The 18,104-nt window shown below is 62.0% G+C and carries 16 protein-coding genes; 10 read left to right on the forward strand and 6 right to left on the reverse strand.

Features of this window, described 5'->3' with window-relative positions; all coding sequences use genetic code 11:
- The first annotated feature begins 17 nt into the window (after window positions 1-17).
- Genes L1073_RS08935 through L1073_RS08945 form a run of 3 tightly spaced genes read left to right on the forward strand, consistent with a single transcriptional unit; the run spans window position 18 to window position 3,719 of the window.
- Window positions 18-1,565, forward strand: a complete 1,548-nt coding sequence (locus L1073_RS08935; RefSeq protein ID WP_246898575.1) for a sugar ABC transporter ATP-binding protein — start codon at window positions 18-20, stop codon at window positions 1,563-1,565.
- 27 nt (window positions 1,566-1,592) lie between these two features.
- Window positions 1,593-2,744 (forward strand): ABC transporter permease, encoded by a 1,152-nt coding sequence (locus tag L1073_RS08940; protein WP_246898577.1) that lies wholly within the window; start codon window positions 1,593-1,595, stop codon window positions 2,742-2,744.
- A 24-nt stretch (window positions 2,745-2,768) separates the two neighbouring features.
- Complete coding sequence (locus L1073_RS08945; RefSeq protein WP_246898580.1) at window positions 2,769-3,719, forward strand: D-ribose ABC transporter substrate-binding protein; 951 nt, start codon at window positions 2,769-2,771, stop codon at window positions 3,717-3,719.
- 65 nt (window positions 3,720-3,784) lie between these two features.
- Here the strand turns inward: L1073_RS08945 and fba are convergent, their stop codons facing one another.
- From fba to L1073_RS08970, 5 genes are all read right to left on the reverse strand, one after another.
- Window positions 3,785-4,849, reverse strand: a complete 1,065-nt coding sequence (gene fba / locus L1073_RS08950; RefSeq protein WP_246898582.1) for a class II fructose-bisphosphate aldolase — start codon at window positions 4,847-4,849, stop codon at window positions 3,785-3,787.
- A 97-nt stretch (window positions 4,850-4,946) separates the two neighbouring features.
- Window positions 4,947-6,110 (reverse strand): phosphoglycerate kinase, encoded by a 1,164-nt coding sequence (locus tag L1073_RS08955; protein ID WP_246898583.1) that lies wholly within the window; start codon window positions 6,108-6,110, stop codon window positions 4,947-4,949.
- A gap of 11 nt (window positions 6,111-6,121) precedes the next feature.
- A complete protein-coding gene (locus tag L1073_RS08960; protein WP_246898585.1) occupies window positions 6,122-7,213 on the reverse strand; it encodes a type I glyceraldehyde-3-phosphate dehydrogenase in 1,092 nt (363 codons plus the stop codon).
- A gap of 138 nt (window positions 7,214-7,351) precedes the next feature.
- Window positions 7,352-8,080: an LrgB family protein gene (locus L1073_RS08965; RefSeq protein ID WP_246898587.1), complete on the reverse strand. Its 729-nt coding sequence runs from the start codon at window positions 8,078-8,080 to the stop codon at window positions 7,352-7,354.
- The gene (locus L1073_RS08970; RefSeq protein ID WP_246898589.1) at window positions 8,073-8,438 is read right to left on the reverse strand and encodes a CidA/LrgA family protein; all 366 of its coding nucleotides are present in this window, start codon (window positions 8,436-8,438) and stop codon (window positions 8,073-8,075) included. The genes L1073_RS08965 and L1073_RS08970 overlap by 8 nt, the downstream gene beginning before the upstream one ends.
- A 202-nt stretch (window positions 8,439-8,640) precedes the next feature.
- Between L1073_RS08970 and L1073_RS08975 the strand changes: the two genes are divergently transcribed.
- From L1073_RS08975 to L1073_RS09005, 7 genes are all read left to right on the forward strand, one after another.
- Window positions 8,641-9,693 carry a class I fructose-bisphosphate aldolase gene (locus tag L1073_RS08975; RefSeq protein ID WP_246898591.1) on the forward strand — a complete coding sequence of 351 codons (1,053 nt, stop codon included), beginning with the start codon at window positions 8,641-8,643 and terminating at the stop codon, window positions 9,691-9,693.
- A 187-nt stretch (window positions 9,694-9,880) separates the two neighbouring features.
- Window positions 9,881-11,056, forward strand: coding sequence for a 5-demethoxyubiquinol-8 5-hydroxylase UbiM (gene ubiM / locus L1073_RS08980; RefSeq protein ID WP_246898593.1), 1,176 nt, complete (start codon window positions 9,881-9,883; stop codon window positions 11,054-11,056).
- A gap of 210 nt (window positions 11,057-11,266) precedes the next feature.
- Window positions 11,267-11,491 (forward strand): glutaredoxin-like protein NrdH, encoded by a 225-nt coding sequence (nrdH, locus tag L1073_RS08985; protein ID WP_246898595.1) that lies wholly within the window; start codon window positions 11,267-11,269, stop codon window positions 11,489-11,491.
- A gap of 15 nt (window positions 11,492-11,506) precedes the next feature.
- Window positions 11,507-11,911: a class Ib ribonucleoside-diphosphate reductase assembly flavoprotein NrdI gene (gene nrdI, locus L1073_RS08990; RefSeq protein WP_246898597.1), complete on the forward strand. Its 405-nt coding sequence runs from the start codon at window positions 11,507-11,509 to the stop codon at window positions 11,909-11,911.
- Entirely contained in the window at window positions 11,901-14,075 is a 2,175-nt protein-coding gene (nrdE, locus tag L1073_RS08995; protein WP_246898599.1) for a class 1b ribonucleoside-diphosphate reductase subunit alpha, read from the forward strand. Before nrdI ends, nrdE begins: the two co-directional genes overlap by 11 nt.
- A 96-nt stretch (window positions 14,076-14,171) precedes the next feature.
- On the forward strand, window positions 14,172-15,152 hold the full coding sequence (gene nrdF, locus L1073_RS09000; protein WP_246898601.1) for a class 1b ribonucleoside-diphosphate reductase subunit beta: 981 nt from the start codon (window positions 14,172-14,174) through the stop codon (window positions 15,150-15,152).
- Between the two features lie 212 nt (window positions 15,153-15,364).
- On the forward strand, window positions 15,365-15,820 hold the full coding sequence (locus L1073_RS09005; protein ID WP_246898602.1) for an aldo/keto reductase: 456 nt from the start codon (window positions 15,365-15,367) through the stop codon (window positions 15,818-15,820).
- Window positions 15,821-15,918: 98 nt separating this feature from the next.
- On the opposite strand, the gene tkt is transcribed toward L1073_RS09005, so the two are convergent.
- On the reverse strand, window positions 15,919-17,910 hold the full coding sequence (gene tkt / locus L1073_RS09010) for a transketolase (RefSeq protein WP_246898604.1): 1,992 nt from the start codon (window positions 17,908-17,910) through the stop codon (window positions 15,919-15,921).
- Window positions 17,911-18,104 lie beyond the last annotated feature (194 nt).

Here is an 18,104-nt window from a genome sequence, read left to right on the forward strand (position 1 = left end):
GCCGGAGGCTTGATGCGATGAACGAACATGCAGTCAGTCAAGAAGAGGCGCTGGGCAAGGTGATCCTGTCGGCGCGCAATATCGCCAAGTCATTCGGTAATGTTCATGCCTTGAAGGCCGTCAATTTCGATGTTCATTACGGGCAAGTGACGACGCTTTTCGGCGAGAATGGCGCGGGGAAATCGACACTGATGAAAATTCTCTCGGGTGTCATGCAGCCTTCCTCGGGGGAAATCGTTCTCGAAGGCGAGCCGGTCAGCTTCTCCTCGACCACGGAGGCACAACGCCACGGGATATCGATCATTCACCAGGAGCTTAGCCTCGCACCCAATTTGAGCGTCCGCGATAACGTCTTCATGGGCCGTGAAATCGTCGGCAAGGGCGGCGTCGATTACGCGGAGGAGTCGCACCAGACGCGCCAACTCATGGAAGAGCTGGATGAACCCATCGATCCACTCACGCCTGTGGAAGATCTGCGTCTCGGGCAGCAGCAGATCGTCGAGATCGCCCGTGCGTTATCCGTCAATTCACGCATCTTGATCATGGATGAGCCGACCTCGGCATTGAGCGCTTCGGAAGTCGAGGTGCTGTTTCGCGTGATTCGTGATCTGAAAAGCCGCGGCGTCTCGCTCGTGTATATCTCCCACCATCTCGAGGAAGCCCTGACCATTACCGATCATGCCGTGGTATTGCGTGACGGTCGGATGACGGCCTATGCCGCGCGTGCGGAGATCGATCTCGAATGGATCGTACGCAACATGGTGGGAGAAAACTTCGATCTCGGTTCCCCGCCGGAGGGATACGCGATGGGGGATGCCGTTCTGTCGATCGAGGGTGTCACCGTTCCGGATGCATCGGTTCCCGGGCGGGCTGTGGTCGATGACATGTCGTTGAGCGTGCGTGCCGGCGAGATCGTCTGCATCTACGGGTTGATGGGGGCGGGCCGCACCGAATTGCTCGAAAGCGTGGCGGGTCGTGGCGGCATGGTCGCAGGCCGGGTTCTGCTGCATGGCGAGGACATCTCGCGGCTGAGTATCGCGGAGCGTATCGAAAAAGGCCTGGTGCTGGTGCCGGAAGACCGTCAGCGTGATGGCCTGGTGCCGACGATGTCGGTGGGCGAGAACCTCTCGCTTGCCAGCATCGGTGCCTTTACCAAGGGGCTGCTGACATCGCGTGGGCGTGAACGCCACGTGGTGGGGGACTCGATCAGTAACGTTCACATCAAGACCGATGGCCCTGCCGCCTCCATCGGTTCGTTATCCGGCGGCAATCAGCAGAAGGTCGTGATCGGCAAGATGATGGCGACGCATCCCCGAGTCGTACTGCTCGACGAGCCCAGTCGGGGGATCGATATCGGAGCCAAGGCCGAGGTCTTCAGGCTGCTCAGCGAGGGTGCGGCGCAACAGGGCTTGGCCGTGGTGTTTTCGACGTCGGAAGTCGGCGAATGCCTGAGTATTGCCCACCGTATCGTCGTCATGAGTCGTGGCCGGATTGCGGCCGAATTCGGTGCCGATGCCACCAAAGAAGAGATTATGGCTGCCTCGGGCGAGGCCGTGGTCGCTTGATCCACTTGTACAGCGGAGATAATCACAATGTCTGATGTCAGCCAAGATAACGACAATGAGCGCGGCAAGCTATTCGGTGGCGATTTCGATATAAAGCGTGTGCTTCTGGAAGGGCGTGCGTTCTTCGCCTTGATCGCGATCATCGTCATTTTCTCGATTCTTTCCCCGGTCTATTTCTCGACCAGCAACTTCCTGACCATGTCGTCTCACGTCGCCATCTTCGGCCTGCTCTCGCTGGGAATGTTGCTGGTCATCCTGACGGGCGGCATCGACCTTTCCGTGGGCTCGACGCTTGGCCTCGCGGGCGTCTTCGCGGGCTTTCTGATGCAGGGCGTTTCCTTCGAGATACTGGGTGTCGTGTTCTACCCCCCGGTATGGGTCGTGGTCATCCTGACGTGCGGGTTGGGCGCACTGGTCGGCGCGATCAATGGCGTGCTGATTGCGTATTTCAAGGTGCCCGCCTTCGTGGCGACATTAGGACTCTTGTACGTGGCAAGAGGTGTTGCCCTGCTGATGACCGACGGGTTGACCTTCAACAATCTGGGCGGTAGCCCGGAGCTGGGTAACACCGGCTTCGACTGGTTGGGCTTCAATCGATTGCTCGGGATTCCGGTCGGTGTCTTGATTCTGGCGGCCGTGGCAATTGTCGGCATCCTGCTGCTGGCGCGCACACCGTTTGGGCGTTGGGTGTATTCCACCGGGGGCAACGCCCGTGCCGCAGAGCTTTCCGGGGTGCCGGTCAAGCGAGTGCAGGTGTTGGTATATGTGATCTCGGGTATCTGCGCGGCGATTGCCGGGCTGGTGCTATCATCTCAATTGACCTCGGCAGGGCCGACCGCCGGGACGACCTATGAATTGACCGCGATTGCCGGTGTCGTCATCGGCGGTGCAGCACTCACCGGGGGGCGCGGCAATGTGCGCGGCACGTTGCTGGGGGCCTTCGTGATCGGGTTTCTCTCCGATGGGCTGGTCATCATCGGGGTTTCTTCCTACTGGCAGACCGTGTTCACCGGGGCCGTCATCATTCTTGCGGTCTTGCTCAACAGCATTCAGTACAGCGGTCAGAAGAAGCAGCAAGCCTCTTCCGATGGCAAGACGACTTCGCCGCAACCCGAGGGCGCCACCGAGCGTTCGCCGGCCTCGGGAAGTACTGCCGGTAACGCCGGCACACAATCATAAGAGTAAAGGTGGTCGACTATGTTCATGAAAGGAAAACGCCTGCTGATAGCTGCACTGGCCGTGAGCACGCCGCTCTTCGCGGGTGGGGTCGCGGCCCAGGACGAAGGACGTATCTCCATTATCGTCAACGACACCTCCAACCCCTACTGGTTCACGGAAGGCAAGATCGCCGAGGAAACCGCCGAAGAGCTTGGCTATCGCGCCGAGGTGAGCTCTCACAAGGGGGACACCAACACGGAAAGCAACCAGATCGATACGGCCATCACCAATGGTGTCGAGGCGATCATTCTCGACCCAGCCAATGCTGACGGCTCTATTGGGGCGGTACGCAAGGCCGTCGCAGCGGATATCCCGGTGTTTATCATCAACGCCGAAATCAACGAGCAGGGGCTGGCTCAGGCACAGCTCGTCTCGAACAATGCCCAGGGTGCGGCGCTGGGGGCACAGCAGTGGATCAAGAGCGTCGGCGATTCGGCACGCTACGTGGAGTTGAAGGGCGCGCCTTCGGATAACAACGCCGCCACCCGTTCCAACGGCTACGAAACAGTGCTTAGCCAATATCCCGGCCTTGAGCAGGTTGGCGTTGATGTCGCCAATTGGGATAGAACTGAAGGGTTCAACAAGACACAGAGCATGTTGCAGGCCAACCCCGACATCGATGGCGTGATCAGCGGTAACGATGAGATGGCGCTCGGGGCTATCTCTGCCTTGAAGGAAGCCGGCAAGCTCGATGAGGTGGTCGTGGGAGGCTTCGATGGCTCGCCCGATGCGGTCGAGGCGGTCAAAGCCGGTGAGATGGAATATACCGTGTTGCAGCCGGTGGCCATCTTCTCGGAAACGGCGGTGCGCATGGCGGATAAGTACATCAAGAACGGTGATACCGGCATGGATAGCGAGAAGAGGCTCTTCGACTGCTTCCTCATCACCGCAGACAATGTCGATCAATACACCGACCCGTTCGTACTCGAGCAGTAATTCTTCCCTGAATCGCTTGAGAGCGCCGGTGGCGCTCTCAAGTCTCTCCCGGTCTCGATAGGGCCTTACGAAACCTGCGGCTTCAACTCACCCTGCGCATAACGCTCGAACATGCGTTCGAGGTTGAGCGGGGCGATCTTGCTGGCTTGACCGGCGGTGCCGAAGGCCTCGAAACGCTGGATGCACAGGTCGCGCATGGCGGTGACGCTTGCCTTGAGGAATTTGCGCGGGTCGAACTCGCTGGGATTCTCGGCTAAAAAACGGCGTACCGCGCCGGTGGAGGCCAAGCGCAGGTCGGTGTCGATGTTGACCTTGCGCACGCCGTGCTTGATGCCTTCGACGATTTCTTCGACCGGGACGCCATAGGTCTCGGGAATCTCGCCGCCATGGGCGTTGATGGTCTCCAGCCATTCCTGCGGCACCGAGCTGGAGCCGTGCATCACCAGGTGCGTATCGGGGATGCGCGCGTGAATCTCCTTGATGCGCTGGATGGAGAGAATATCGCCTGTCGGCGGCCGCGTGAACTTGTAGGCGCCGTGGCTGGTGCCGATGGCAATGGCCAGGGCATCGACATGGGTGGCGGCGACGAACTGCGCGGCCTCTTCCGGCTCGGTCAGCAACTGGCTGTGATCCAGCGTGCCTTCGGCGCCAACGCCATCTTCCTCACCGGCCTGGCCGGTTTCCAGCGAGCCCAGGCAGCCCAATTCACCTTCCACCGAGACGCCACAGGCGTGCGCCATTTCCACGGCGCGACGGGTGACATCGACGTTGTAGGCATAGTCGGCGGGGGTCTTGCCGTCTTCCTTGAGCGAGCCGTCCATCATCACCGAGGAGAACCCCAGTTGGATGGAGCGCTGGCAGACATCGGGGCTGGTGCCGTGATCCTGGTGCATGACCACCGGGATATGCGGAAACTCTTCGGTGGCGGCCAGGATCAGGTGGCGCAGGAAGGGCGCGCCGGCATATTTGCGCGCCCCCGCGGAGGCCTGGACGATCACCGGTGAGTCGGTCTTGTCGGCGGCCTCCATGATGGCGCGCATCTGTTCCAGGTTGTTGACGTTGAACGCGGGAACGCCATAGGCGTGTTCGGCGGCGTGGTCGAGCAATTGACGCAGGCTGATCAGAGCCATGGGGAGTGTGATTCCTCTGGAAGTGCAGGGCGGCCCGTGGGCCGCCGATCGTGACGTAGTGACTTGCGTAGTGGTTTAAGCAGTGGCGTGAGCCAGATTACCGGGAGGCGGCTTCGAGCGCCGCCACGGCGGGCAGTTGCTTGCCTTCCACGTATTCGAGGAAGGCGCCGCCGCCGGTGGAAATATAGGAGACGTCATCGGCGACGCCGTACTTGTCGATGGCTGCCAGAGTGTCACCGCCACCGGCGATGGAGAAGGCCGGGCTGGCGGCGATGGCGCGCGCGAGCATTTCCGTTCCCTTGCCGAACTGGTCGATCTCGAACACGCCGACGGGGCCGTTCCATAGGATGGTGCCGGCGTTTTCGAGCAGTGCGGCGAAGCGCTTGGCGGTGTCCGGGCCGATGTCGAGGATCATGTTGTCGTCGGCGATCTGGTCGACCGGTTTCACCGTGGCCTCGGCCTGCTCGGAGAACTCGGTAGCGACCACCACGTCGGATGGCAGCGGAATGTCGACCTTGGCCATCAATGCCTTGGCCTGATCGACCAGGTCCGCTTCATGTAGCGATTTGCCGACGTTGTAGCCCGCCGCGGCAATGAAGGTGTTGGCGATGCCGCCGCCGACGATCAGTTGATCGCACTTCTCGGAGAGCGCGGTGAGCACCTCGAGCTTGGTGGAGACCTTGGAGCCGCCGACGATGGCCAGCATCGGGCGTGCCGGCGTGGCGAGTGCCTTTTCCAAGGCATCGAGCTCGCCGGAAAGCAGTGGTCCGGCGCAGACGGATGGCGCGAAACGCGCCACGCCGTGGGTAGAGGCCTGGGCACGATGCGCGGTACCGAAGGCGTCCATGACGAAGACGTCGCAGAGTGCGGCGTAGGCCTTGGCCAGTGTCTCGTCGTCTTTCTTTTCGCCGGTGTTGTAGCGCACGTTCTCGAGCAGCACGACCTCGCCGTCGGCGATCTGGATGCTGCCATCGAGGTAATCCTGTTCCAGACGTACCTTGCGGTTCAGCAGCTTGCCGAGGTGCGTCGCCACCGGGGCGAGCGAGAATTCATCGGCGGGCTCGCCTTCGGTGGGGCGGCCCAGGTGGCTCATCAGCATTACCCGGGCGCCGGCGTCGAGCGCGGCCTGGATGGTCGGCAGACAGGCGCGCAGGCGCGCATCGCTGGTGACCTGGTCGCCCTTGATGGGCACGTTGAGATCTTCACGAATCAGTACACGTTTTCCGGCGAGATCCAGATCGGTCATCTTGCGCACGTTCATGGGCGTGTTCCTCACTTGGGTGAAGGGATGTCAGACGACAACGATGCTGTCGGGGGCGCGGCGCGTGTCGACGTATCGGGAGCGGTCTGAGCGGCGAGTGCCAGCCAGTGTGTCGCCACGTCGAGCATGCGGTTGGCGAAGCCCCACTCGTTGTCGAACCAGCACAGCATCTTGATCAGATAGCTGCCGGCCACGCGGGTCTGGGTGGCGTCCACGATACCCGAGCGCGGATCGTGGTTGAAGTCGACCGAGGTCACCGGCTCCTGAGTGTAGCCGAGCAAGCCATGGAGCCGCTCGTGGCTGGCGGCCTGCAACAGCGCGTTGACCTGCTCGGCCGTGGTGGCCTCGCGCACCGAGAGCGCCATGTCCATGGCCGAGACGTTGATGGTCGGCACGCGCACATGCAGACACTCGAAGCGCCCGGAGAGATGCGGCATGAGGCGCTCGATACCGCGTGCCAGCCCGGTATCCACGGGGATGATCGAGTGCATGGCCGAGCGCGTCAGGCGCAGATCGGTCTTGTGATAGGCATCGATCACCGGCTGGTCGTTCATCGCCGAATGAATGGTGGTGGTCACGCCATGCTCTAGCCCCAGCGCCTCGTCGAGCACGGTCAACAGCGGGACCAGGCAGTTAGTGGTGCAGGACGCTGCGGAAACGATGCGCATCTCGGGGTGCAGCTCGGTATCGTTGATGCCATGCACGATGGTGGCGTCGACATCGGCCTCGGCGGGCTGCGAGAACAGCAGCCGTTGGGCCCCGGCGGCGATGTGCCGCTCGGCGGTGGCACGGTCCTTGAAGCTGCCCGAGCATTCGAGCACCAGGTCGATGTCAAGCTCCGCCCAGGGCAGGCGTGACGGATCGGGCTCGGAGAGCACGCGGATGGCATGGCCGTTGATGATCAGCGCGCCGTCACGGGTTTCCACCTGGCCGGGAAAGCGCCCATGGGTGGTGTCGTAGCGCGTCAAATAGGCGATGGTATCGAGATCGGAAAGCTCGTTGATGGCTACCACGACCAAGTCAGTGGCATGGCGCTCGGTGAGGGCTCGCAGGACACATTGGCCGATACGACCGTAACCATTGATGGCGATGCGATAGGACATGGACAGACGCTCGGAAGACCCGCTTCGACAGTGAAGCGCCGATGTTAGCGCAGTTACGCCCCGCTTGCCCAAGCCCGCGTGACGTGAGCATGACATGACACGATTCAGCATGTGAAATCATGTCACTGCAGGCGAGATCTAACCCAGGAAATGCCACATCAACGGTAGCCATAGCGCGGTGAAAACACCGGTCAGGCTCATGCCCAGCGAAGCGAAGGCGCCGGCGGTGGGGCCGATGTCGAAAGCGCGCACGGTGCCGATGGCGTGTCCGTTGAGGCCCAACGCGAAGCCGATGACGCGTTGATCGTGGATGTTGCCCCAGCGTGCCAGCAGCGTGATGCTGAGCGTGGCCATTACCCCGGTGATCAGCAAGGCGCCCATCAGCAGCGATACGGAGCCGCCCAGTTCTTGGGTGATGCCCATGGCGATGGGCGCGGTCACCGACTTGGGCGCCAGTGAAGCCAGCACCGTCGGCGGTGCATCCAGCAGCCAGGCGATGCCCACGGCATATCCTGCAGCGAGGATCGCCGCAGGGGGCAGGGTCAGTACGATAGGCTTCCACAGCGTGCGGATATGATGCACCTGCTGGTAGAGCGGCACGCCCAGGGCCACGGTGGCGGGGCCGAGCAGCCAGGTTAGCCAGCCGACGCCATGGCGGTATTCGGTGTAGTCGAGTGGCAACAGCGCCAGCAAGCCGGCCAGCAGGCAGGCGGCGAGCAGAATGGGTGGGCACCAGGCGGGCGAGCGCAGCCAGCCAAAGAGTCGCAGGCCGGCGAAATAGGCTGCCAGGGTGAGCACGATGGCGGTTTCGGGACGTTGCGGGAGTTCGCTCGTCAGTATCTCCAGGCGAAGTAAAAGCTCACTCATGCGGTCGTTCCCGGGGTGTGGAAACCAGATGCTGCATCAACCACAGCGTGGTCAACGAACTGAGCAGCGTACCCAGGATCAGGGCGATGAAGATAGCCAGCCATTGGCCGCTGAATTCGTCGGCCTGGAAGAAGATACCCACGACACCCGGCATGATGAGCAGCGCCAGCATGCCGATCAGCGGTTGGCTGGCGGCGGTCAGGTCGTGGCTCAAGCGGCGGCGCAGCAGCAGCCAGAAGGTGAGCAACAACATACCGGCCACGCCGCTGGAGAGCGGAAGTGCGAACAGCTCGACGGTGATGTCGCCGAGCATCAAAAACGCCGTGAGGATCAGAAAACCGCGTAGGATGGACAGCATGCGGAGGATCCTTGCATGAATGTGCCGGAGATTGACGCGCATCATACCAGAGCGCGCGGCGGATGCCTGACGTGACATTGACGCTTACGCGGCGAGCGTGAATTGCTATGCTCCACACGCATGTGCCAGCCTGATGAGCGTGTCGGCTGCCACGTCGTGACGCATAGCCAGGCTTGGATGAAGATGACAGGGAGGGGATTACATGACCGATATCGCGAGGCTCCTGGGGGCTGAGGCGGAAACACTGCTGGAGCACCAATGCCAGACGTTTCGCCAGGAAGATTTATACCTGCCGGGGCCGGATTTCATCGATCGGGTGATGTCGGAAAACGACCGCAGCCCGCACGTGCTGCGCAACATGCAGGCGCTTTTCAATCATGGTCGCCTGGCGGGGACCGGCTACCTGAGTTTTCTGCCGGTCGATCAGGGGATCGAACACTCCGCCGGGGCGTCGTTCGCGCCCAATCCCCAGTACTTCGATCCCAAGAACATCGTCGAGTTGGCCATTGAAGGTGGCTGCAACGGCGTCGCCTCGACGCTGGGCGTGCTGTCCTCGGTGGCGCGCCGTTATGCGCACAAGATTCCCTTCATGCTCAAGCTCAACCACAACGAGGCGCTGACCTATCCGGCGATGTTTGATCAGACGCTGTTCGCGCAGGTCGAGCAGGCGCACGACATGGGCTGCGTGGCGGTGGGAGCGACCATTTACTTCGGTTCGCCCGAGAGCCGTCGCCAAATTCAGGAAATCAGCGAGGCTTTCGAGCGTGCGCATGAATTGGGCATGGTCACGGTGCTGTGGTCCTACTTGCGTAACCCGGCGTTCAAGCACGAAGGCACGGATTATCATGTCGCCTCGGACCTGACCGGCCAGGCGATCCACATGGCGGCGACACTGAAGGCGGACATCGTCAAACAGAAGCTGCCGGAGAACAACGGCGGCTATCGCGCCATCGGCTTCGGGCACACTCATGACAAGGTCTACGACGAGCTGACCAGCGACAACCCCGTGGATCTGGCCCGCTATCAGGTGGCGAACTGCTTCATGGGGCGCGCCGGGCTGATCAATTCCGGCGGCGGCTCCAAAGGCCATTCCGATCTCGGCGAGGCGGTGCGCACGGCGGTGATCAACAAGCGTGCCGGCGGCATGGGGCTGATTTCCGGGCGCAAGGCGTTCCAGAAGCCCATGAACGAAGGCGTCGAACTGCTCAACGCCATTCAGGATGTCTACCTGTCCTCTGAAGTCACTATCGCCTGATCCAAGACGCTCGCCTGACCCAAGACGCCCCAGTGACAGTGAATGACGACTCGGCCTTGCCGGGTCGTCTTGCCGACTTGTCGTACATAGCCTAAGGTCGCGACCCATTGTCACGCTTATGACGCGTGAGCGTTACGCCGTTTATGATGTTTTCCCATTGGGGATGTCCATTCGGCGTGGAGGGCGCATGTCACAACCTATCAAAGATGTCGCGATCGTCGGCGCGGGGCCGGTTGGCATGAGCCTGGCGATGGAGCTGGCGGCGCTGGATGTGTCGGTGACGTTGATCGATGCCGCGCCCTGCACGGCGTTGGCCTCGCCCGACGATGATGGGCGTGAGATTGCCCTGACGCATGCCTCGCGCAAGCAGTTGACGGCGGTGGGCATCGACATCCCCGCCGGTCAGATGGCGCCGATTCGCGAGGCGCGTCTCTACAACGGAGCCAGTTCGCGAGGCATGACCCTGGCCAGTGCGCGAGGTGAGGGCGAGGACAGCATCGGTCAGCTCGTCGCCAATCATGTCATCAGGCGCGCCGCATTCGAAGCGGTGCAGGGTAGCGGGCGTATCGAGCTCGTCACCGGGCGTCGGGTGAGCGCATTGGGCACCTGTTCTGGCGGGCGTAGTGTACTGCTCGACGACCAGTCGCAGATCACCGCGCGTCTGGTGGTGGCCGCCGATGGCCGTTTATCGGCGACACGGCGCCTGGCGGGGCTCTCCGCGCAGGTTCACGATACCGGCCAGCGTCTGCTGGTGCGCCGCATGGCGCATACGCGACCACATCGGGAAGTGACCTGGTCATGGTTCAACGGTGAGCGTGGTTTGGCCTTGCTGCCGTTGGCGGGGGATACCGCGTCGTTGGTGATGACGCTGCCGCCGCATCAGGCCGAGCGACTCAAGGCGCTGTCGGCGGAAGCATTCGCGACGGAGGCGACGCGGCTCTACCGGAACAGCGTGGGTGAGATGCGCTGCTCTGGCGCATTGCACGATTACCCACTCGTGGTCAGCCGGGCCGACCACCTGGTCGCTGATCGCGTGGCGCTGGTGGGCGATGCGGCGGTGGGCTTGCACCCGGTCACGGCGCATGGCTTCAACGTCGGTCTGGCCAGTGTGCGTCGGCTGGTCGAGGCGCTGACGCATCACGACCAGGCGGTGAGGGATGTCGGGGCACCGGCGCAACTGGCGATTTATGCGCGCCACCATCAGCGTGCGATCCTGCCGCTGTGGCATGCCTCGCGAGCCCTGGTGACGCTGTACGGCGATACGCGGCCACCGGCACGTCTGGTGCGCCACTTGGCACTGGGCGCGGCACGCCGCGCTGCGCCGCTGCAATGGCTGATGGAAAGCTATCTGGCGCGCCACTGAGACGTTCTCGCCACGCTGCACATGGGCGTTGCCAACGCAAGATCGCTCTAGCGAATTTGTCGTCCATCGTCAATATCTATGCGGGCCTTCCAGTTTGTACTACCATATATGGTGTATTGAGACGCGGTGCCTGAGAGGGCGGCGCGTCATTCCCGAACGATATTTGTACCTTCTATTTCTTCTTTGCGAAAACAAAGGCTTATCATTCTCATGAGCATCAAGATTTACAGCAAGCCGGATTGCATGCAGTGCCACGCCACCTATCGTGCCCTCGACAAGCAGGGGCTCGACTACACGGTGGTGGATGTCAGCGTGGACCCCGAAGCGGTACGGACCGTCGAGTCGCTGGGCTATCGCCAGTTGCCGGTAGTCGTGGCGGCGGAGTCGCATCATTGGTCAGGTTTTCGTCCCGAGCTGATTCGCCAACTCGCGTGAGAGGAAGGGGGCAGCATGCGCGATGTAGTGTACTTTTCCACGCAATCGGGCAATACGCGGCGCTTCGTCGAAAAGCTCGACGTGCCGGCGCAAGCCATCCCGCGTAGCCGCAACGATGCCCCGCTGCGCGTGGAACGCCCCTATATCCTGATCTTGCCGACATACGGCGATGGCGATCCACGCACGGCAGTACCGGGACCGGTGATCCGGTTCTTGAACGACCCCCACAACCGGGCCCTGATCGAAGGTGTGGTGGCCGGCGGTAATACCAACTTCGGTGCCGCCTTCGGCCTGGCCGGTCGCGTGGTCGCGCATAAGTGCCAGGTGCCGTTGCTGCACCGCTTCGAATTGATGGGAATGCCCGAGGATGTCGCCAAGGTGAACAGTTGCCTGGCGGCGGAGATGACAGATGCTGGATGACACTGTGGAAACTACCGAGAACACGTCCTCCGTCGAGCTTAGCCGCGCGACGCAGACGCTGGACTATCATGCCCTCAACGCGATGCTCAACCTCTACGACAATGAGGGGCGCCTGCAACTGCAGGCAGACCGCGAGGCGTCGCGTCAGTACTTCCTGCAGCACGTCAATCAGAATACGGTTTTCTTCCATTCGCTGGCGGAAAAGCTCGAGTATCTGGTGGCGGAGGACTATTACGAGAAAGAGGTGCTCGACCAGTACGACTTCGCCTTCATCAAGTCGCTGTTCGAGCGCGCCTATGCCGTGAAGTTCCGCTTCCAGAGCTTCCTCGGCGCATTCAAGTACTACACCAGTTATACGCTCAAGACCTTCGACGGGCGCCGTTACCTCGAGCGTTTCGAGGACCGGGTGTGCATGGTGGCGCTGACCTTGGCGCAGGGTGACGAGACGGTGGCGCGGCAGTTGATGGATGAAATCATCCACGGACGCTTCCAGCCGGCCACGCCGACGTTTCTCAATTGCGGCAAGAAGCAGCGCGGCGAGCTGGTCTCGTGCTTCCTATTGCGCATCGAGGACAACATGGAGTCCATCGGGCGCTCCATCAATTCGGCGCTGCAGCTTTCCAAGCGTGGCGGCGGTGTCGCGTTTCTGCTCAGTAACATCCGCGAGGCCGGGGCGCCGATCAAGCATATCGAGAATCAGTCCTCGGGCATCATCCCGATCATGAAGATGCTCGAAGACGCTTTTTCCTACGCCAACCAGTTGGGCGCGCGCCAGGGCGCCGGCGCGGTGTATCTCAACGCGCACCACCCGGATATCCTGCGTTTTCTCGACACCAAGCGCGAGAACGCCGACGAGAAGATTCGCATCAAGACGCTGTCGCTGGGTGTGGTGATTCCCGACATCACCTTCGAGCTGGCCAGGCGTAACGAGCCGATGTACTTGTTCTCGCCCTATGACGTGGAGAAGGTCTACGGCAAGCCGTTCGGCGACATCAGCGTCACCGAGAAGTACGCCGAGATGGTCGACGACGCGCGTATTCGCAAGACCAAGATCAACGCGCGGGAGCTGTTCCAGACGCTGGCGGAGGTCCAGTTCGAGTCGGGCTATCCGTATGTGATGTTCGAGGACACGGTGAATCGCGCCAACCCGATCGCCGGCCGCATCAACATGAGCAATCTGTGCTCGGAGATCCTGCAGGTCAACACGCCGTCCGATTACGATGCGGATCTGGGCTATGAGCGTATCGGCGAGGACATCTCCTGCAATCTTGGCTCGTTGAACATCGCCAGGACCATGGATTCCTCGGATTTCGGGGCCACGGTCGAGACCGCGATTCGCGGGCTGACGGCGGTCTCCGAGATGAGCGATATCCGCTCGGTGCCGTCGATTGCCGAGGCCAACAAGCATTCGCATGCCATCGGCCTGGGGCAGATGAACCTGCATGGTTACCTGGCGCGTGAGCATATTTATTACGGCAGCGAAGAAGGCCTGGATTTCACCAATCTGTACTTCTACACTGTGACCTATCATGCGCTGCGGGCTTCCAACCAGTTGGCGATCGAACGGGGCGTGGCCTTCGCCGGCTTCGCGGACTCGGACTACGCTAGCGGCGTGTATTTCGACAAGTACACCGAGCAGGCGTGGGGCCCGCGTACCGCGCGTGTCCGCGAGCTTTTCGACAAGGCCGGGATTCATATTCCGAGTCAGAACGACTGGCGCGAGCTCAAGGCTTCAGTCATGGCGCACGGGCTTTTCAACCGCAATCTTCAGGCGGTGCCGCCGACCGGTTCGATTTCCTATATCAACCATTCGACGTCGAGCATTCACCCGGTAGTGTCGAAGATCGAGATTCGCAAGGAAGGCAAGCTGGGACGCGTCTATTACCCGGCGCCGTATCTCAACGACGACAACCAGGAATACTACCAGGACGCCTACGAGATCGGCCCCGAGAAGATCATCGATACCTATGCCGAGGCCACCCGTCACGTCGATCAGGGCCTGTCGCTGACGCTGTTCTTCCGCGATACCGCGACCACGCGCGACATCAACCGGGCGCAGATCTACGCCTGGCGTCAGGGTATCAAGACGCTTTATTACGTGCGTCTGCGTCAGGCTGCGCTGGAAGGGACCGAGGTTGAAGGCTGCGTGTCCTGCACCTTGTAAGGTCAGGATGACGCACCCGCACGATCGATATCCCCATCGAGATTATCGGTGCGTTGGTGCCAGCGCCAGCGCACCGCCGGAATTGAGAGAATCGTCATGACTGCTACCGCCACACCGCGTCATCTGACGCGCGTCGATGCCATCAACTGGAACCGCCTGCAGGACGAGAAGGACCTGGAGGTCTGGAACCGGCTGACCGCCAACTTCTGGCTGCCCGAGAAGGTGCCGTTGTCCAACGACGTGAGCGCGTGGAACACACTGACCGAGCAGGAACAGACGCTGACCATTCGCGTCTTCACCGGGCTTACGTTGCTCGACACCATTCAGGGCACCATCGGCGCGCCGGTGCTGATCGAGGATGCTGTGACGCCCCACGAAGAAGCGGTGTTCACCAACATAAGCTTCATGGAGTCGGTGCACGCGCGCTCCTACAGCTCGATCTTCTCGACGCTGTGTGCGACGCGCGATGTCGACGACGCCTACCGCTGGAGCGAGGAAAATACGCACCTGCAGCACAAGGCCGAGCTGATACTCAATCGCTATCGCATGGATGACCCGCTGATGCGCAAGGTCGCCAGCGTCTTCCTCGAGTCGTTCTTGTTCTACTCCGGTTTCTATCTGCCGATGTACTGGGCCAGTCGCGGCAAGTTGACCAATACCGCCGATCTGATTCGTCTGATCATTCGCGACGAAGCGGTCCACGGCTACTACATCGGCTACAAGTTCCAGCAGGCGCTGGCCAAGGAGAGCGCCGAGCGCCAGCAACAGATCAAGGACGCCACCTTCGATTTGCTGCTCGAGCTCTACGACAACGAGGTGCAGTACACGGAATCGCTCTACGACGACGTGGGGCTCACCGAAGAGGTCAAGGCGTTCTTGCACTACAACGCCAACAAGGCGTTGATGAATCTGGGCTATGAGTCGCTGTTCCCCGGGGCGGCCGAGTCGGTCAATCCGGCGATCCTGGCGGCGCTCTCACCCGGGGCCGAGGAAAACCACGACTTCTTCTCAGGCTCCGGCTCCTCCTACGTCATCGGACGTTCTGAACGCACCGAGGACGAAGACTGGGCGTTCTGAAGCAGCGTCAGTATCGTGTGGTCAACGTCTGCCGTGGCACTGATCGATCAGTAACTCCCGGGTACCCGACATCGGTTCGTGTCGCGGTATCCGGGGATGCATACGTCCTCGCCTTCCCCTCCCGTAAATCTTGTCAAAGTCGCTCCCGGCGACCACGCTGGATAGCGTTCCGGAATGCGGCACGCTGCCGCTGACAGGCAAAGGAGAGCGACATGGAAAACGTCACGATACCGGGTACCGAGCTTGCGCCGTCACGTGTGGGGCTTGGCACCTGGGCGATCGGCGGTTGGAAATGGGGTGGCACCGACGATGCCAATGCCATTCGGACCATTCACGCGGCGTTGGATCGCGGCATCACCTTGATCGACACCGCGCCGGCCTATGGCTTCGGGCAGTACCTTGCGGCGGTCGAGGCGTTGGCACAACTCGCCCGCGAGCGTCACGACAAGCCGGTATTGGCCCTGGCGGTGCGCTGGGTGCTCGATTCTCATCCCAACGCCATCGCCCTGTGGGGCGCACGGCGGCCGGATCAGGTGACGCCGCTGGATGCGCTTGCCGACTGGTCGCTGACCGCCAGTGACCTGCGCGACATCAACGCCATCATTGAAGCGCACGTCACCGACCCCGTCGGCCCCGAGTTCATGGCGCCTCCCGCACGGGAGGCGTGAGCCATGGCATGCAAAACGCCCGGCAAGCGTGGCTTGTCGGGCGTTGACGTTATGCGACGAGCATTAAAGGCCTGGCGAATGGCGCCAGGCCGGGCGCGTCATGCCAGCAGCGCCTTGGCCTGGTCGACGACGTTGTCGACGGTGAAGCCGAAGTGCTTGAACAGATCGCCGGCGGGGGCGGATTCGCCGAAGGTGCTCATGCCGACGACAGCGCCGTCGAGGCCCACGTACTTGAACCAGAAGTCGCGGTGGCCGGCCTCGATGGCCAGGCGTGCGGTGACGCCACGCGGCAGGACCGATTCGCGGTAGTCGGCGTCCTGGGCGTCGAAGGTGTCGGTGGAGGGCATGGACACCACGCGCACGCGTTTGCCTGCGTTTGTCAGCTCATTGGCGGCGTCCACCGCCAGGCCGACCTCTGAGCCGGTAGCGATAAGGATCAAATCCGGCGTACCTTCGCAATCCTTGAGGACGTAGCCACCACGCTCGATATTGGCCAGTTGTTGCTTGTCGCGGGCCTGATGAGGCAAGCCTTGGCGCGAGAAAATCAGCGCGGTGGGGCCCGACTGACGCTTGAGCGCCGCATCCCAGGAGACGGCGGTTTCCACGGCGTCGCAGGGGCGCCAGGTGGAGAGGTTGGGCGTCGAACGCAGCGTGGTGAGCTGCTCGATGGGCTGGTGGGTGGGGCCGTCTTCGCCCAGACCGATGGAGTCGTGGGTGAAGACGTGGATGACCTGCTGTCCCATCAGCGCTGCCATGCGTACGGCGTTGCGCATGTATTCCATGAAGATCAGGAAGGTAGCGCCGTAAGTCACGAAGCCGCCGTGCAGGGCGATACCGTTCATGATTGCGGCCATGCCGAACTCACGAACCCCGTAGTGCAGGTAGTTGCCGCTGGCCTCGGACTGCGTGATGGCCTTGGCACCTTTCCAGAAGGTCAGGTTGGACGGTGCCAGATCGGCGCTGCCGCCCAGCAATTCGGGCAGTTGCGGACCGAGCTCGTTGAGGCACGCCAGCGATGCCTTGCGCGAGGCGAGGCTTTCGCCTTTTTCCTGAGCGTCTTCGATGAGCTTTTCGCTGGTCAGCGTCGCCGGCAATTCACCCTTGAGGCGGCGCTCGAGCTCGCGGGCTTCCTCGGGATAGGCCGCCTGATAGCGCGCGAAACGTTCGTTCCAGTTGGCTTCGGCCTCGGCGCCGCGCTGGGTGGCATCCCAGGCTTGATAGATGTCTTCCGGTACGTGGAACGGCGGATGCGACCAGCCGAGCTGTTCGCGGGCGGCGGCGACTTCGTCTTCGCCGAGTGCTGCGCCGTGGGCTTCTTCCTTGCCCTGCTTGTTGGGCGCACCGAAGCCGATGATCGTCTTGCAGATGATCATGCTGGGCTTGTCGTCGTTGGTGCGGGCCAGCTCGATGGCGGCCTTGACCGCCTCGGGGTCGTGGCCGTCGACGTTGGGCACCACGTGCCAGCCGTAGGCCTCGAAACGCTTGGCGGTGTCGTCGGTGAACCAGCCTTCGACTTCACCGTCGATGGAGATGCCGTTGGCATCGTAGAAGGCGATCAACTTGCCCAATCCCTGAGTGCCCGCCAGCGAGGAGACTTCGTGCGAGATGCCTTCCATCAGGCAACCATCGCCGACGAAGACGTAGGTGTAGTGATCGACGATCGCATGGCCGGGGCGATTGAATTGCGCGGCAAGGGTGCGCTCGGCGAGGGCCATGCCCACGGCGTTGGCCAGACCCTGACCCAGTGGCCCGGTGGTGGTCTCGACGCCCGGGGCGTAGCCGAGTTCGGGATGCCCGGCAGTTGTGGAGTGCAACTGGCGGAAGTTCTGCAGGTCTTCCAGCGAGATGCCGTGGCCGGTCAGGTGCAAGAGTGAGTAGAGCAGCATCGAGCCGTGACCGTTGGAGAGCACGAAACGGTCGCGGTTGGCCCAGTGGGGATTGGCCGGGTTGTGCGCAAGATAGTCATTCCATAGTACCTGCGCGATGTCGGCCATGCCCATGGGAGCGCCAGGGTGGCCGGATTTGGCTTTCTGGACGGCATCCATGGACAGGGCACGAATGGCATTGGCCATTTCGAAACGGGATGGCATTGGCTAGCTCCTCGCCTTGCGGGCATCGGGTAAAGCGGTGCGTTATTGTCGCCGAGAAGTCACGTGGCATCAAATGCCACCGATGGCCAATCGCTAGGCAGTTAGTCGTCCAGCGTGTAAACTTTGCACCCCCGAGCCGGCCTCGTCTCGCGCCGGACCTGTCATGCGTCGTGCCGACATCGCCATTGGCTGAC

Origin of the sequence: Chromohalobacter nigrandesensis, assembly GCF_023061285.1 — a bacterium.
In the GTDB taxonomy this organism is placed as follows: Bacteria; Pseudomonadota; Gammaproteobacteria; order Pseudomonadales; family Halomonadaceae; genus Chromohalobacter; species Chromohalobacter nigrandesensis.

Coding starts and splice junctions, on each gene's coding strand:
- L1073_RS08945 (WP_246898580.1), top strand. CDS start 2,769: ATGAAAGGAAAACGCCTGCTGATAGCTGCACTGGCCGTGAGCACGCCG.
- L1073_RS08975 (WP_246898591.1), top strand. CDS start 8,641: ATGACCGATATCGCGAGGCTCCTGGGGGCTGAGGCGGAAACACTGCTG.
- L1073_RS08940 (WP_246898577.1), top strand. CDS start 1,593: ATGTCTGATGTCAGCCAAGATAACGACAATGAGCGCGGCAAGCTATTC.
- L1073_RS08965 (WP_246898587.1), bottom strand. CDS start 8,080: ATGAGTGAGCTTTTACTTCGCCTGGAGATACTGACGAGCGAACTCCCG.
- nrdH (WP_246898595.1), top strand. CDS start 11,267: ATGAGCATCAAGATTTACAGCAAGCCGGATTGCATGCAGTGCCACGCC.
- fba (WP_246898582.1), bottom strand. CDS start 4,849: ATGGCTCTGATCAGCCTGCGTCAATTGCTCGACCACGCCGCCGAACAC.
- L1073_RS08935 (WP_246898575.1), top strand. CDS start 18: ATGAACGAACATGCAGTCAGTCAAGAAGAGGCGCTGGGCAAGGTGATC.
- nrdE (WP_246898599.1), top strand. CDS start 11,901: ATGCTGGATGACACTGTGGAAACTACCGAGAACACGTCCTCCGTCGAG.
- nrdI (WP_246898597.1), top strand. CDS start 11,507: ATGCGCGATGTAGTGTACTTTTCCACGCAATCGGGCAATACGCGGCGC.
- tkt (WP_246898604.1), bottom strand. CDS start 17,910: ATGCCATCCCGTTTCGAAATGGCCAATGCCATTCGTGCCCTGTCCATG.
- L1073_RS08955 (WP_246898583.1), bottom strand. CDS start 6,110: ATGAACGTGCGCAAGATGACCGATCTGGATCTCGCCGGAAAACGTGTA.
- nrdF (WP_246898601.1), top strand. CDS start 14,172: ATGACTGCTACCGCCACACCGCGTCATCTGACGCGCGTCGATGCCATC.
- L1073_RS09005 (WP_246898602.1), top strand. CDS start 15,365: ATGGAAAACGTCACGATACCGGGTACCGAGCTTGCGCCGTCACGTGTG.
- L1073_RS08970 (WP_246898589.1), bottom strand. CDS start 8,438: ATGCTGTCCATCCTACGCGGTTTTCTGATCCTCACGGCGTTTTTGATG.
- ubiM (WP_246898593.1), top strand. CDS start 9,881: ATGTCACAACCTATCAAAGATGTCGCGATCGTCGGCGCGGGGCCGGTT.
- L1073_RS08960 (WP_246898585.1), bottom strand. CDS start 7,213: ATGTCCTATCGCATCGCCATCAATGGTTACGGTCGTATCGGCCAATGT.